Origin of the sequence: Litoreibacter meonggei, assembly GCF_003663885.1 — a bacterium.
GTDB lineage: Bacteria > Pseudomonadota > Alphaproteobacteria > Rhodobacterales > Rhodobacteraceae > Litoreibacter > Litoreibacter meonggei.
This window is the reverse complement of the sequence record NZ_RCCE01000003.1, coordinates 1-14,746: the sequence shown is the minus strand read 5'-3', so window position 1 is coordinate 14,746 and position 14,746 is coordinate 1. Positions and strand designations below refer to the sequence as shown.

Here is a 14,746-nt window from a genome sequence, read left to right as displayed (position 1 = left end):
TTTTCGCTGTACAGGCCGATGAGTTTTTGGTGGCGAGAGGCTCGGCCAAATTGACCTCTGGCCGCTCAATTGCCAACTCTCTTCGCCTCAGGAACGTTCTCATTTGACTTCCTAGTATAACGGGCTTTTGCCGGAAAATTAGGACATCCGAATTTCGGAGTTTTTCAACACAATCGGGACCTAGTCAACATTTAACTCAGCCGAACGAATGTCCGTTCAAGCGTTCCGGCGATATGGGCGACTTCCGCACTGATCGCCCCTATTGACTAAGGTCAACGTCAGGCTTCGTTCTGCCCCAAGACTCCTTGGGCAGGGATACATCATGACCGAAGACAATCCCAATACCTCGCTGCTGAGTATTTCTTCCGCTGGCGATAAACGTATTAAAAATTTATAGTTCAGTCACCAGCGCTACAACCGAAAGCCGAATATGAAGAATCCCACGAAGGTGCATAATAAGGGTTTTGTAAGCGCCCTGAAGGTTGCGGAATTGGCAGGCGTTTCCCGATCTGCCGTGTCACGAACATTCTCCGATGGCGGCAGTGTTTCACCCGAAACCCGACAAAAGGTCATCGCGGCGGCAAAAGAGCTAGGCTATCATGTCAACCACCTTGCTCGCGGGCTTTTGGCGGACCGCACTAACATCGTGTCGCTGGTCATTCGATCCGTCAGCAATCCCTATCAGTCGCGTATGATGGACGAGATAATTAGGGTTCTCCAGGCCTCAGGCCGCGTAGCACTGGTTATCAACGCCGACGGTGTTGACGACGGTGCGGCACAAGCCCTAACGCAAAGTCTGAATTTTAGGGCCGAGGCCACGATCGTATTGTCCGGCCAACCTTCATACGACCTAGTTGATACTTGTCTGGCAAATGGTCAGCACGTCATCCTTCTGAACCGCGGCGAGCGACGCGACGGTGCCGACCGAATTTCAATCGACAACGAAGGAGCAGCAACCGAGGCAGTTCGACTTAACAAGCGGGCCGGCTGTCGTCGCCATGTCGTTGTTTCCTCGACCAGTCTGACACCAAGCCTCGCGGCTCGTGAACTGGCCTATGTCGCCAAAGCGAAGGCGATTGGTGACGAGGTGGAGATCGTAGCCGTCGGCCCTACCAGCTATGCCACGGGGGCAGAAGCCGCGCGCAGAGTTTTTGGACGCGCATCGACACCGGATGCGGCGTTTTGCGTTACGGATATACTGGCACTTGGCTTCATGGACACTGCGAGGCAGGAATTTCAACTGAACATACCCAACGATCTTTGCGTGATCGGATTTGACGATATTGAGCAAGCGCAATGGACTTCCTACCGACTGACAACATTTCGGCAGCCAGTTACCGAGATTGCGGAACAGATCGGGCGCCTATTGGGCGATCCGCCGTTGGGCGGCGTTGGGCGTGAAATCGCGTTAAAGACCATGCCGATTTGGCGCAACACGGTGCGTCCGCGTTAAGTGACCGAGCCATTGGCCAAATCTACTGAAAATTTGTCATCCGGAAGTGCCTGACTATAGCGTGCCAATCCCATGATCAGGCGTCTTTGGCTGTCACCGCCTTTGATTGGCTCGGCCGGATCAAGTGCCATGTAGAGGCACAAACGTTCAGCCGGAATTTCGGCAAGCTGCCCACCACGCTCCAAGAAGTAATAGTCGTCAATTGCCAGCCGTGCGGGAATGTTTGTCGTGGCACTATCTGCGTTGCGCCCTGTTTGCGTTAGGATATCTGCCAGCGTTTCCCTCTCTAGCCGCGCCCCGAATTCGGTGGGCCAATCACGCGCCAGATACCGCCGACCGGTGAGCTCATCCAGATGTTCCCGCAAAAAATCGGCATAGCTTTCACTTAGCGGAAGCGTCGCATTGGGCTGCTCGGCAAGGTAATGCGCAAAGCCCGCATCGAAGCCCGGAACCTGTCCCAGCTGAACGGTGTCAATGCAGGCAGAGGTCAGCTCCAGATTGACCAACTTAAAGGCGGCAGGAAAGCTTGCGGTCGACGGAACCGCCACATTCACCAACCAGTCCTTGTCACAGTGCCGTGCGCCCGTGCGGTTGATATGCCAATGCCCGCTGAAATGCAGGCCCACGCCCGTTGCTGTGGTGGCATCTGCGGTTAAGTGCGTGGGCATCACCCGTTCAGCCAGCCCGCCGGACACGTCGTTCAGCAGATCGATCGCTGGGAAATGTGACATGGTCAAAAGCTGCTTGCCCTGCACTTTGGCCCGTGCGGCGACGTCGCGCATCCAGTCCAACAACCATGCCTTGTGGCGCAGAACAGCGTTCCAGCCCTGTTGCCCACAATCGACCCATCCATCGGTGCCGGGCAGGTAGACATTGGCGTCCACCGACAGAATCCACAGCCCAGCCACCGGTTCTACTAGATAGGACAAATCAGGGACCAGCACCGGATTACCATCCGAACCCGTTAGGGCTCCAATCCTATCCACCAAAGCGTTGGACGCTCCGAAGGGCGTTTCCCAATGCAGATCGTCGTCGTGACGGCAAAATCCAAATGAACGCGCATAGTCCAGCATCTCCGCCTGTCCGACTTGCCGCATCGCGGGGGCGTGGACAGCGCTTGGTTCGGATGGGTCGCCAGCAACAGCAAAGATAACTCCGTCTCGCGTTACCATCCCTTTTTTCAGCGCCTTGCCGTCACCATACCATTGATCGTGATTGCCCGGCGTCAGGAAGAACCTCATCCCGTATTTTTGCGTATATTTATGCAATAGACTGGCAGCGGCATTCCAGTTTGCTGGTTGGCCATCATCGGTCAGATCACCTGCGATCATCACCAGTCGCACGCCATGTTCCACCAGTATGTCCAATGCACGAACCAACGCTACACCGCCCTCATTGAACACTCGGGTCGATGAGGCCGTGTCCGCCAAACTGCGAAAACAATCTTCGTGAACCAGCCCATAGGCACGACCGGCAGCTACATCATGCAGATGCGGATCGGCCAGAACGGCGACCTGTCCCGTCCATTGCGAGGTCATTCCGTGCCTTTTCCATCATAGCGTGGCACATCATCGTGACCGATCATGTCAATCCAATCCGACGCTTGCTTTATTGCATCGACCAGAACTTGTTTCGGTGTTTCGTGCCATTCGTCCGGGCGTAACTCTCGCCGTTCGCGGACATGGGCAAGGGCCGCTTCCATGGTCGGATAGGTATTCGGCATGGATTTGTGCAGGAACAGGCTGACCAAGGCCGTCGATCGACTGCGTCCGCCACGACAATTGACCAGAATATTCCCTCGTTCGCGATGGGGGTAGCTGGGGCGATCCGGCATTTCCTGCACCAGCGCACCGCGCAGAATGTAGTAGCCGGCCAGCATCATCGACGCCGGGCTTCCCGCCCCATCCACCAAGCCGATCTTGTAGTACCGCAACGCGCCGTGCCCATAAGGAACCGGGGCATCAATGTGGGATGGTTCCTCCGTCAGGACATAGTTGAGATCCAGATTCACCGCACAGTTCACGACGATGGAAATTCCGTGCTTCTTCAGGAGCGGCAAATCGGCAGTGCCTTCACGCCCGCCAATGTAAAGCGCGACGTCAAACGGGGTCACGTTTTCTTCGATTAGGTTAATCGCAGGTCGTTCGTAATGTGCTGTGCCCATCTGGCATCCTTTCTGGAACGGCGTGTAATCGACGACGCCGAGTCGTGTCTGACTCAAGTAGCGTACGCGAGATCGCGCGCGGCAGGTGCTAAGGCAAGCCCACTGACATCGCTTAACTGGTCGGCAAGTGCCGAGACGCTGGCAATGACCGGTCCGCCACCCTCAAGCGGGCCGTCTCCTAGGAAATCACAGATTCGCGCACCGGCTTCTTGCGCCAGTAGCAGACCCGCGAGGCAATCCCAAGCATTCATGTGCAGCTCAAGATAGGCGTCGGATCTCCCATCGGCGACATAGGCCAAACCCATCGCGCCCGAGGCACCACGCCGCACATTGGCCCCCAAATCGAGAATGCCGGTCAGGATTTTCAAGTACCGGTCCTGCGGAACTCGCCCCGACCAGCCAAGCTCAACGCAGGCAGCATCAAAATCTTCCGTCTTTGCTGCATGGATAGGTGCACCATTGCGGGTGGCACCTTGCCCCGCTTGCGCGAAATACAGATCGTCAGTTGCGGGCGCGCAGATTGACCCGATCTTGATTTCCCCGTCAGCGACAAACGCGATGGAGACGCAGAAATGTGGTATTCCCCGTGCGAAGTTCGCGGTTCCGTCGATAGGATCAACCACCCAGACGCGTGCTGTCGGCGCGCCACCGGTTTCTTCTCCCATAAAGCCGTCTTCAGGGAAAGCTTCGGCTATGCGTGCACGAATGTGCCGCTCGACCGCACCATCGGTTTCCGTCAGAAAATCCTGCGGCCCCTTACGTTCACTGGCACCTGTGTTGCGGTTGTTGAACCCTTCCAGTGCAAGCGCTGATGCGCTCGCGATCAAGTCGCGACAAAATTCAGCCCGCGCTTTCAACGCGCCGTGATCAAGAGGCTCTGGTTGCTGTGACATGAGTGTATTCCTAGGTGTGACGACAGTTTGAAACCCGCCTCCCCGAACTTGAGATAAGCCCGGAGACGCGAAGGACGCGAACCCTAAATACAGAGTGATTGACTCGTATCGTCCCGAAAGGTGGGGAAATGATCAGCGGCTGTAGTTCAGCAGCCAGAAATCCTGCCAGTCCTGGCGAGTCTCCCAGTCATCTGCCGCGGAGGAAATGCGGTAGTTTTGCACTTGATCCAAGACGTTTCCAACGCCCGATGCCTCGTCAGCGGGCAACCCCACGTCAGAGTTGGAAGACATCTTGCCGTCGTTGTTTTGCGGTGCGATGCCTTCAGGTGTCATCGCATAATGCAAGAACAGCTTGGCCGCATTCGGGCTGTCCGACCCTGTTGCAATTACCCCGACATTAACGCTGGTAAAGCCAACGAACGGTTTGATGCCATCGCACAGACCCAGCTTGTAATCGCTATCTGCGTTGTCGCGATACTTGGCGGACGCCATCAGCCCCATGAAGCCCTCGCTTTGGCCCGGTGCTCCAACGGATTCAGCAGCCGCGCTGTCGGAGGATCCCAGCAATGGCGCGTTCTGACCGAGCGCCTTCAGCCAAGCCTTAGTTGCGCTGCCTGCGTCGCTGTCCAGCGGCTTGCCGTATTGCGCTTCATAGGCGGCCGCGACCTTGTCGTCGTGATGCATTTCAAGCTGGTTGAACCAGTTGGTCAGTCCAGGATTTCGCAGTGGATCCTGCATCGCAACCTTGCCTTTCCATTCGGATTCAGTCAGTTGCCAAATATTGGAGACTGGGCAAGAGTCATAGAGCTCAGTGTTGTAGGTCCATAGGTTGGCCGAGGCGACGACAACTAGCGGGTTCTGATAGTCTGGATCGATCTTGTCGGCCAAGTCGGGTGGCGACCAGCTAGTGACCGCGCCGGTCGGGATTAACTGGGCGATAACAGCGGAGGCATCCGAAATGATTGCAACGTCCGCCTGAACATTTCCGGCGCGCGCTTCGCGGTCAAACATCTCGATCTGGGCTGGGGCCTTCATCTTGGTTCCGACAGCGTCGATACCGTATTTGGCCGAGAAAGCTTCGGCCATTGTCTTGATTTTGCCGGTGCTGTCAAAAACCGTCAGCTGCGGTTCGGCGCGCGCGGCTTCGATCAACGCGTCGAGGTCGAAATCCTGTGCATGCGCCATGCCAAGGCTGCCTGCTAGCAGGGCGGCGAAACTTGCCGATGTCGTCGCGATGCGTGTCCTGTCGATAATTCTCATTGTTATTTCTCCCTTTCGTGTTGGCCTTGCCGCCGGGTCGATGACCCAGTGATGCAAGAGTACAATGCCAAAGAAGCTTCCACGTCTTTGGCGGTGGTTTTCATCAGGCGCTGCGTCCTAGCGCTTTGTCGGCGTTAAGCATCCGTTGCCCATCCGTATCGAAGAGATGAAAAGCGGCGGGCTCGACGACCATCGTAACATCGTCCCCTGCCGACAGGGTTGGGGCTACATGGGTTGTCATAAAAAGCAATTGCCCCCCCGCGCGAACTTCGACGATCCAACTGCCGCCGGTTGGCAGAACCCCTTCGATCTCTGCGCGGAGATTGAAACTGTCTTGCGGAACATCTTTGGCATCGGTGTGCAAAACAATCGCTTCCGGCCGGATACCTGTAAGCGCCACGGCCCCGACATCGTGCAGCCGACCGTCCAGATAGCTGTCAATCGCCGCAGCAATTGGCGTCTTCGCGTTCTGTTCAATCAGGTTTATTGGTGGCGAGCCGACGAATTCCGCTACAAACCGGTTGGCGGGGCGTTCATAGATGTCGTCGGGCGTGCCCATCTGCTGGATTACGCCGTCGTTCATCACCGCAATCGTAGTGGCCAGCGTCATTGCTTCCCATTGGTCGTGGGTGACGAAAACGATCGTGGTTCCAAATTTGCCATGAATGCGTTTCAGCTCGGCGCGCATTTCCAGCCGCAACCGCGCATCAAGGTTTGACAATGGCTCGTCCAGCAACAAAACGCCCGGACTAACCGCCAGCATGCGCGCCAACGCTACTCGCTGTTGCTGCCCACCTGACAGTTGCGAAGGATAGCGATCGCGGTATTGTTCGATCCCAAGCGCGCGCATCACGTCATCGGTTCGCTTGATGCGCTCCGCTTTGGGCACTTTACGCAAACGCAATCCGAAATCGGTATTGCGTTCGATGGTCAGGTGCGGCCAAAGCGCATAGCTTTGAAATACAAGACCAAGTTTGCGGTCTTCTGGCGGCACAAACGTTGACTCAACTGCGCTGTCGACCACCCTGTCGCCGATCCTCAGCTCCCCGGCTGATAGGTTTTCCAGCCCAGCAATCATCCTGAGTGTTGTCGTCTTACCACAGCCCGATGGCCCTAACAGACACATGAATTCACCATCAGCGATTTCCAGGTCCAGCGACCGTACCGCATCGGTAGAGGATCCGGGATAGGTCTTCCTGACCTGACTAAGTGCGATTGTTGGCATGTTAGCCCCCCAGACCTTCAGCAAGATTTGTATTCGTCAGACGCTGCGCCAGAAGTGTGCCAAAATAGGCCACCGCCGCGATGATAAGGACCACGGCATTCGCGGCCTGCGTGTAGTTGTAGTCAATCAGGCGGAGCGAGTAGGTCGTCAGAACGTCAGTACTTGGGACAGCCAGCATGACGAAAAGACTGAGCCCCTTGATGCCCGAAATGAACGGCAGAAGGACACCGGTCACCAGCGAACGCTTCTGGATTGGGATCACAATGGACCTCATGCGACGCACCCAACCGGCACCAGCGACCTGCGCCGCTTCTTCCGGCTCCTTGCCGAGTTGCATCATCGCCGAAATCCCGGCGCGTGAGGCATAGGGCATCTGATCTGCTGTCAGCGCAAGGATCAGGATCGCAGTGGTGCCATACAGTGCCGGCACCGGACCGTGCGATACGGCAAACAGCGATAGGTAAGCGGCCGCAAAAGCGATGCCCGGCACCAGATACGGCAGGAACGTCACATGCCTCAGGAAGGTCGACAAAGGCCGGAAAGGCGTTCGCACCACGACATAGCCTACGAGCAGCCCGAGGAATCCGGCGGAAACCGCTGCCGTACCGACAATGCGCAAGGTATTCCATGCCGCAGACCACATATCCGGCGCCAATAAAATACCGGTGCGCATCGCGACGGTTTCAAGGTCTGTGCCGATCCAGTATTGCAGAGTGAAATTATCCAAAGTGAACTTTGCCGGCACGAACATGATGGTTGAAAGCGTCAGTGTCAGGACCGGCAAGCCGACACTGATTATAAAGATGACGGCGGCAAATCCGGTCGCGGGGATGCGCCATTTCTTCAGCTGGGACTTGCGGTCCATCGACCCTTTGGACCCGACGGTCACGAACCGGCGCGCCTCGCGCACAACATATGCGTCGATCAGCAGCGCGACGATCCCCATAGCCATGATCGACCCTGCAAGAACTCCTGCGACGCCTGTCTGACGCGATCCAATGGAGCGGTAGAGCGATGTCGCTAGAACGTCGAACTGCACGGGCAGTCCTAGTACATAAGTCACGCCAAAATCGCCAAGGCACTTGGCAAATATCAACAACGCCGCTGAAAACAGCGCCGGGCGCATCAGCGGCAATAGGATCTGAACCGCGATCTGTCCGCGTGTAGCACCAAGGATCCGTGCTGAATCCTCCAGTTGACTGTCCAAACGGCGCAACCCGTTGCCCAGCAGCAAAATGATGAACGGCGCATAGTGCAGCGACAAAATAATGGTGATCGGGAATTGCCCGTAAGACATCCAGTCAGGCGGCGTCATGCCCATCGCCTCGAGCCATCCTTGTTGGCCACCAACGGTACGATTCTTGAATAAGGTCGTCCAAGCCAGAGCAAAGGTCCATGATGGCAGCATGTATGGCACGATCAAAGCGGTCGCGAACCAGCGGCGCGCGAACATGTCGGTGCGGCTTAGCAGCCATGCAAGCGGCGTGCCTATGAGGAAAGATAGCAAGATCGCACCGAGCGCGACGGACAGTGTGTTCTTCAGTGGCCCCCAGAAAAAATTCTGCGCAACGGGGCTAAGGAACGTCCGATGCAGGTAGTAAAGCGTTCCATCCCCAACCTCCCCGCCAATGCGCCGGGCATCGCCAAGTTGGACTTTCACGGCGTCTAGAAGGATCGACAGCACGGGAAGCAGGATGAGATAAGCGAAGATAATCGCGACGACAAAACCAACTGCGGTCGTCGGCTCGCGCATCGTCAGCTTCATCTTGTAACGCATAGCTTGAGTGCACGACGGCTTGTCGTCAGGCGAAGCAAGGGGTGTTTTGACCCGCATCAGTTGGGAACCAAAACGCTGAAGCTGGAAGCCGCCGCTCTAAGGGTTTTCATCTATCCTCCCCGATATTGAACCCGTACATCCGCCAACGTCGATGCCACGTATCGCATAACGGCAAAGACGGCTTAAGAAACCCTTGCATAGCGCAGGTGTGCAAGTCAATTTGCAGTTAATAAATTTACTAAAGTAGATATTTTGACCTATAGTTTGCACTGGTGGTCATTCCAAGTTTTCACGCTCCAGCGGGTTTTGTTACGTTGTCATCTGTCATGACTGATACTGTGACTCAACCAAAGGGCGAGACTTCTATGGCTCGGCGCAACCCCTTCTAGTGTAATCGGTTTCGTAAGGAGGTGATCCTTTTAGCTGTCCGATGATGTTTCCGATATCCACTATCATCGGGATTTTGGGTCCAAAGCTGCCTCTAAATACCTCCCGAATCGATGGTAGCTATGCGGGACAAACCGGACTTGTGCACACGCGGCTATTGCTGACGCAGCATCTGTTCGCAACCGCGGCGATGGTTGTTTGGCGGCGCAGCATATTTAACCGAAGCGGCCGTTCAAACGGGTCAACCGCGCCGGATCTCAAGCTGACCTTTCGCTGCACGGTGCACGAACTCACATGTCGCGTGACTTTGTTGCCGTTCGCTGCGGGCGGACCAATGGCTGCTAAAGCTTGCAGACAGGGTGTTTTCGCGCGGCGGATCCAGTTCCAATTGAATCATCCGCCCGCCTGTTGTTTTATCCAGTTTGTAAACAGGTCGAGCTTCGGATCCGGGTTTGGAGTTGTTTCAGACACCACATAAAGTCCCTGCGGGCGCTCAACCTTGACCGGGCTTAACTGAACAAGGCTACCGGCGGCTTCATCCGCTGCTGTCATCCTAGAGTCTGCAAGGATCACCGCTTGCCCCGAAAGGGCCGCGTCAAACATGAAGGCGCGGCTTTCGTATTCGGTGATTTTTTCAGGATCATCGATTGCCGCCCCCAACGCGGTTGCCCAAGCCAGCCAATCCTCACGCCACCGACTGCCACAGGCTAGCGGCAGGTCTAGAATGTCTTGGGCCGACAAAGGCAACTGACGTCCGGCTATCAATTGCGGCGCACAAACCGGACTAACAGCGTCATTGCAGATGAGCACACAAGACATCCCGTCCCAATCGCCTGAACCATAGCGCACGGCGGCGTCAAAGCCAGATTTCCCAAGGTCGACATAGTCGAATGAAAGCGATGGTTTGATCTCGATACTGGGGTGTTGATTGTGAAAGCTCGAAAGACGCGGCAGCAACCAGCGGTTGCCAAAGAACGGCGCAATCGTGATTTTCAGCATTCCGGTCAGTTCACTCGTTCGAGCCTGGGCGACGGCCTGGTCGATTGTGTCCAACGCTTTGCCCAAGTGTTCAGACAGCGCGCGGCCCGCGTCCGTCAAGACGATTTTACGGGTCTTGCGCCGAAATAAAGTCGTGTTCAGATCAAGCTCTAATCCTTTGATTTGATGGCCGACGGCTGCAGGGGTCACGCATAATTCCTCCGCCCCCACCTTGATGCTTTCATGGCGGGCAGCTGCCTCAAAGGCACGTAGTTGGTTAAGTGAAGGCAAACGTCTGGTCATCGACCATACCATAGAAAATCTAAGCTATTAGTCAATTTATGATCGTTTGCCAGATGTAACGAACAAAACCTACGCTGAGGACACACAATAATTTTCGCGACAGGAGCATAATATGACCCCGACATCCCCCCGATTACCGCACGAAACCAGTGATATTTTCCTAACCGATGGTGGCACTGAAACTTGGCTAATGTACAAGCGCGGTTTCGATCTTCCGGAATTCAGCGCCTTTCATCTGCTGAACGACCGCCGGTCCGCAGTGGCCTTGCGGGAATACTATTCCGCTTTTGCGGAAGTCGCGGTGAAGCTTGGTACGCCCTTCATCTTTGACAGCCTGACCTACCGCGCCAGTCGTGACTGGGGTGCTTTGCTTGGGTATTCCACGGAAGGGCTCGCCGAGATGAACCACAAGTGTTTCGAGCTTTATCGTAAATGCGCTGCTGCGGCCGGGCTGACAGCGGAAAACACTGTGATCAGTGGATGTATCGGACCAAAGGGCGACGCCTACCAAACTAATCAAGACTTAACTCCTGAAAGTGCCGAAACATACCACTCCGAGCAGATTGGGACGTTCAAAGAAGCGGGTGCAGATATCGTAACGGCGCTGACCCTGAACACAACGGACGAGGCGATTGGCATTGCCAGGGCCGCGGCCAAAGTGGGCTTGCCGTCGGTCATCGCATTCACAATTGAAAAGGATCGCAAACTGCGCAGTGGTGAGACCTTGAAACAAGCGATTGAAACGGTTGATGCAGCAACTGCAAACGCGCCCGCCTATTACATGATCAATTGCTCGCACCCCGTTGATTTCGGCCCAGCATTAGCCAGCGAACCATGGGCACAACGCATCCGTGGATTGCGGGCCAACGCATCTTCTTTAGATCATGGTACCTTGTGCCAATTGGGTCATCTCGAAGAAGGTAACCCCGATGAATTAGCGGGCCAGTACGTTGACATCAGGGCTGCTCATCCGAAAATGAATGTCTTTGGTGGGTGTTGCGGCACCGACTATGTGCATGTCGAGAAAATTGGCCGGGCGTTGTTGGCGGCTGCATGAACCACCAAAGAAACACATCTGCAAACATTTGGGTCAGTCCAGAGCGGGCTGACCCATGTTATTCTTTTTGAATGCAAAGCTGCCATTCAGACATGCCGCAGCATCGAGCAAGGTGGACTCTTTGCGGACCTTCGCTTCATTCCGTCTGAGGTCTCCTAACGGACTTTGGCCAATAATGGTCCCCATTATCGCTACCGACAAGACTGCCTTTTTGGACGGAATTCCTGCTAAAATGACTGGTCCGTGTCGCAACTCAAATTCTTGAACATATTGAACCTTATGCGAATTTTATTAAGTGGTAAAATTCTTACCAGCCTTTCAAAAGACTACCCTCCCTCCTGACTCAGAGCTGCCGTTGGTTTTGTTGAGAGCTAGGACCGCTGTGCGGGACTTAGCGAGCTTTCGCTGCTCCTGCGCTAATGTCCGGATTTCGCGCTTCGCGTCACCAAAAATAACGGCAAATACAAGACGTCCTGCCAGCGATCCGACTGGCAGGACGTTCATTCATTGCGCTTTGGCGTTGAGTTGTCAGTAGCCGACGGTAAACGCGGCGCGCGGGAATTTGGCCGATTGAGCCTCATCCACCAGTGCAACAGCGAAATCCTCCATCGAGATTTCGGAATTGCCAGCATCGTCAACAAGCAATTTGTCCGTGTCGGTTCTGAACACACCCCGGCGCTGGCCGGGCTGTAACAAAGCGGAGGGGCTGGCGTAAGTCCAGTTTACAGACTCTTCAGATGCACAGAGTTCCCACTGGGCCATCGATGCGCGAGCCGTCGGGACGATGCTTTCAGGTAAAAAGTTTGGATCAGACAGGACTGTGTGCGGGCTGCCATCTGGTAGACGTAAACGCGCTGCCCCACCGACGATAATCACCCGAAGATTGGTGAGCGACGCGGCATCGAGAATGGATCGGGTCAGCGTAACGATTTCACCTTCTCGCCCGGTAGGTGAGCGCACGGCGCTGATGGCCAGATCCTGTCCAGCCATAGCAGCGGCAACGGCTGCGGGGTCCGCAATATCCGCAACAACCGGGGTGACGCCTTTGGGCAATTTTCCGAGCCCTGCGTCGTTTCGAACGGCTGCGGCGACGTTATGGCCACGCGCCAGAGCTTCGGTCACGACACGAGAGCCGACGTCGCCTGAAGCACCAAATACGATGAGTTTCATGGAAATTCTCCTTTAGGTTGGGATGGTTTGGGAAGGATGGGACGGTTATCGCGCCCTCCGCGCTGACCAAGCCAGATCGCGGCGAGTACAATTCCAGCTCCAGCGATTTGGGTGGGCATCAGGGCCTGATCCAGCAGAACCCAGCCGATCAGGACAGCGGAAAGCGGGCTGAGAAAGCTTAGCGCTGACACGGCACTCGGTTCGATCCGGGAAATACCTCGAAACCATAAGATATAGGTCAGTGCCGCACCGATCAGGGTGAGATAGAGGATGCCTGCGATGTTTGGCGCATCCAAAGGAGGAAGCGGTGGTTCAACAAGAAGCGCGAGCGGGACCAACAGCAGGCCACCGGCAGTCAATTGCCAAGCGGCAAAAGTAAGAAGCGGCACTGGGGCTTGCCATTTTCGGGTCAAAACCGTGCCAGCCGCCATTGAGACTGCGCCGCCGATCCCCGCGAGCAGCCCGATCGGATCAAGCGATATCCCTGAGCCGAGTACAAGAAACCCGACGCCAAAGAGGCCGATCAGAGCCGCGATCACCGCTGTGGCCCTAATAGCTGTACCCAATAGCAGCGCCGCAAGAAACACGACAATTAACGGCTGAATCGCACCGACTGTCGCGGCAACACCCCCGGGCAGCCGATAAGCAGCCACAAACAGCAATGCCCAGAACAGCGTGAAATTGAGCGCGCCAAGAACGAAGGCGCGCATCCACCAGATACCTCGTGGAAGTTGCCGCGCCAGAATGAGCAACATTAGACCAGCAGGCAGCGCACGCAGCGCAGCCATCGTGACGGGATACCCTTCGGGAAGGAATTCTGTTGTCACGTAATAAGTGCTGCCCCAGACCAGCGGCGCAACGGCTGTGAGCGCAATGTCCAAGTGATGTTTCATAGTGGGCCTCCATTTCTCTTGATGTCAAGATATGTTTTTTATCTTGACGTCAAGAGAATATTTCATAAGGTGCCATCTATGGACCACGTTGACCGCATCATTACTCAATGGAATAAGGCCCGCCCCGACCTCGATGTTGGACCAATGGAAACGATTGGGCGTCTCTCGCGGCTTACTGCTCGGCTCAGAGGTGAGATGGAGAAGACCTGGAAAGTTTACGGGCTCAATCCTGCCAGCTTCGATGTATTGGCAACCTTAAGACGATCGGGAAAGCCCGAGGGTTTGTCTCCCGGTGAATTGCTTGAACTGACCATGGTGACGTCAGGGACAATGACCAATCGGATAGACCGGCTCGTCAAAGCCGGCCTCGTCGAACGGGTACCAAATCCTGAAGACAAACGCGGATTCTTGATCCAATTATCCCAAGCAGGATTTTCGACGATTGAGAAGGCCGTCAGCGATCACGTTGAGACACAGCGTCGGCTGTTGCAGGGGTTGTCGTCCACGCAACGGGATGAACTGAATCGATTACTCAAAGATCTAGGCGAAACGATTAACAATGGCGCAAGATAAACATCGACTAAACGACCCATTTGAAGGGAATTTCTAACGGGTTTCTAGGGATCGACGCGAGGAATTATGGCTCAACGCAGCACCAATATCTGGTTTGAAAATCTAACAAGTCAACGGATGCCGATCACGAGAGTGCAGTCTTCCAGCGATTAATCAGAAGGCCAGTTTCTAATCCTGAGCTGCTTTCTTTAACAGTAGTGGCAGCTTTATCGGCTTCGCGCCCGTTCGCGCAGAGCGCAGCATCGGTCAATATGGGCTCGAAGCAGTCTTTCGCTGCGATGGCGAGCGCCTTACGATGCCAAGAGCGAAGCCGAGTGACGGCTGAGCGGACTTAGTGCCCTTTGCTGCATCTGCTCTAGGGTCCGCAGTCGAGTAGGAGTGATGACTTTAGGAGGAAAGTTAGAGCTATAAGATCGAGGCAGAGAGGAAAAAGGTTCGACACAAACTGGTCGGCGGCATCCAGACGTTATAGGTTTAAGCAGATGGCAACTTATTATGATGTACTTCCGATAAGTGGAGGTGGATTCACAAACGAAGTGCAAATTCTGTATCAAAACAGAACCTTGCATGGAGAATGACAAATGGGAAGCTGTTACCCTCACCTGAGTTTGGA

The 14,746-nt window shown here is 55.4% G+C and carries 12 protein-coding genes; 3 read left to right on the top strand and 9 right to left on the bottom strand.

From position 1 onward, the window contains the following. Positions 1-430 precede the first annotated feature (430 nt). Entirely contained in the window at positions 431-1,453 is a 1,023-nt protein-coding gene (locus tag BCF46_RS08455; protein ID WP_121023318.1) for a LacI family DNA-binding transcriptional regulator, read from the top strand. Here the strand turns inward: BCF46_RS08455 and BCF46_RS08450 are convergent. The 7 genes from BCF46_RS08450 to BCF46_RS08415 all read right to left on the bottom strand — a co-directional run bounded on the left by BCF46_RS08450 (position 1,450) and on the right by BCF46_RS08415 (position 10,440). Then, positions 1,450-2,991, bottom strand: coding sequence for a metallophosphoesterase family protein (locus BCF46_RS08450; protein WP_121023317.1), 1,542 nt, complete (start codon positions 2,989-2,991; stop codon positions 1,450-1,452). The genes BCF46_RS08455 and BCF46_RS08450 overlap by 4 nt on opposite strands. Next, positions 2,988-3,674, bottom strand: coding sequence for a dual specificity protein phosphatase family protein (locus BCF46_RS19930; RefSeq protein ID WP_245989922.1), 687 nt, complete (start codon positions 3,672-3,674; stop codon positions 2,988-2,990). The genes BCF46_RS08450 and BCF46_RS19930 overlap by 4 nt, the downstream gene beginning before the upstream one ends. Further along, entirely contained in the window at positions 3,671-4,510 is an 840-nt protein-coding gene (locus tag BCF46_RS08435) for an inositol monophosphatase family protein (RefSeq protein ID WP_121023314.1), read from the bottom strand. The genes BCF46_RS19930 and BCF46_RS08435 overlap by 4 nt, the downstream gene beginning before the upstream one ends. A 132-nt stretch (positions 4,511-4,642) precedes the next feature. Further along, positions 4,643-5,770, bottom strand: coding sequence for an ABC transporter substrate-binding protein (locus BCF46_RS08430; protein ID WP_121023313.1), 1,128 nt, complete (start codon positions 5,768-5,770; stop codon positions 4,643-4,645). Positions 5,771-5,873: 103 nt separating this feature from the next. Next, complete coding sequence (locus tag BCF46_RS08425; RefSeq protein ID WP_121023312.1) at positions 5,874-6,995, bottom strand: ABC transporter ATP-binding protein; 1,122 nt, start codon at positions 6,993-6,995, stop codon at positions 5,874-5,876. Between the two features lies 1 nt (position 6,996). Continuing rightward, positions 6,997-8,760, bottom strand: coding sequence for an ABC transporter permease (locus tag BCF46_RS08420; RefSeq protein ID WP_245989920.1), 1,764 nt, complete (start codon positions 8,758-8,760; stop codon positions 6,997-6,999). A 792-nt stretch (positions 8,761-9,552) separates the two neighbouring features. Further along, on the bottom strand, positions 9,553-10,440 hold the full coding sequence (locus BCF46_RS08415) for a LysR substrate-binding domain-containing protein (RefSeq protein ID WP_170157897.1): 888 nt from the start codon (positions 10,438-10,440) through the stop codon (positions 9,553-9,555). Between the two features lie 112 nt (positions 10,441-10,552). On the opposite strand from BCF46_RS08415, the gene BCF46_RS08410 reads away from it, so the two are divergent. After that, the gene (locus tag BCF46_RS08410; protein ID WP_121023309.1) at positions 10,553-11,497 is read left to right on the top strand and encodes a homocysteine S-methyltransferase family protein; all 945 of its coding nucleotides are present in this window, start codon (positions 10,553-10,555) and stop codon (positions 11,495-11,497) included. A gap of 528 nt (positions 11,498-12,025) precedes the next feature. Here BCF46_RS08410 and BCF46_RS08405 read toward each other — a convergent pair. Then, a complete protein-coding gene (locus BCF46_RS08405; RefSeq protein WP_121023308.1) occupies positions 12,026-12,667 on the bottom strand; it encodes an NAD(P)-dependent oxidoreductase in 642 nt (213 codons plus the stop codon). Then, positions 12,664-13,560, bottom strand: coding sequence for an EamA family transporter (locus tag BCF46_RS08400; RefSeq protein ID WP_121023307.1), 897 nt, complete (start codon positions 13,558-13,560; stop codon positions 12,664-12,666). Before BCF46_RS08400 ends, BCF46_RS08405 begins: the two co-directional genes overlap by 4 nt. 78 nt (positions 13,561-13,638) lie before the next feature. Here BCF46_RS08400 and BCF46_RS08395 point away from each other — a divergent pair, with 78 nt between their 5' ends. Next, positions 13,639-14,133 carry a MarR family winged helix-turn-helix transcriptional regulator gene (locus tag BCF46_RS08395; protein ID WP_121023306.1) on the top strand — a complete coding sequence of 165 codons (495 nt, stop codon included), beginning with the start codon at positions 13,639-13,641 and terminating at the stop codon, positions 14,131-14,133. The last annotated feature ends 613 nt before the right edge of the window (positions 14,134-14,746 follow it).

What these genes read in the sequence shown, in the direction of transcription:
- BCF46_RS08410 (WP_121023309.1), top strand. Translation starts at nt 10,553, where the DNA reads ATGACCCCGACATCCCCCCGATTACCGCACGAAACCAGTGATATTTTC.
- BCF46_RS08415 (WP_170157897.1), bottom strand. Translation starts at nt 10,440, where the DNA reads ATGACCAGACGTTTGCCTTCACTTAACCAACTACGTGCCTTTGAGGCA.
- BCF46_RS08425 (WP_121023312.1), bottom strand. Translation starts at nt 6,995, where the DNA reads ATGCCAACAATCGCACTTAGTCAGGTCAGGAAGACCTATCCCGGATCC.
- BCF46_RS08435 (WP_121023314.1), bottom strand. Translation starts at nt 4,510, where the DNA reads ATGTCACAGCAACCAGAGCCTCTTGATCACGGCGCGTTGAAAGCGCGG.
- BCF46_RS08395 (WP_121023306.1), top strand. Translation starts at nt 13,639, where the DNA reads ATGGACCACGTTGACCGCATCATTACTCAATGGAATAAGGCCCGCCCC.
- BCF46_RS08405 (WP_121023308.1), bottom strand. Translation starts at nt 12,667, where the DNA reads ATGAAACTCATCGTATTTGGTGCTTCAGGCGACGTCGGCTCTCGTGTC.
- BCF46_RS08450 (WP_121023317.1), bottom strand. Translation starts at nt 2,991, where the DNA reads ATGACCTCGCAATGGACGGGACAGGTCGCCGTTCTGGCCGATCCGCAT.
- BCF46_RS08400 (WP_121023307.1), bottom strand. Translation starts at nt 13,560, where the DNA reads ATGAAACATCACTTGGACATTGCGCTCACAGCCGTTGCGCCGCTGGTC.
- BCF46_RS08455 (WP_121023318.1), top strand. Translation starts at nt 431, where the DNA reads ATGAAGAATCCCACGAAGGTGCATAATAAGGGTTTTGTAAGCGCCCTG.
- BCF46_RS08420 (WP_245989920.1), bottom strand. Translation starts at nt 8,760, where the DNA reads ATGAAGCTGACGATGCGCGAGCCGACGACCGCAGTTGGTTTTGTCGTC.
- BCF46_RS08430 (WP_121023313.1), bottom strand. Translation starts at nt 5,770, where the DNA reads ATGAGAATTATCGACAGGACACGCATCGCGACGACATCGGCAAGTTTC.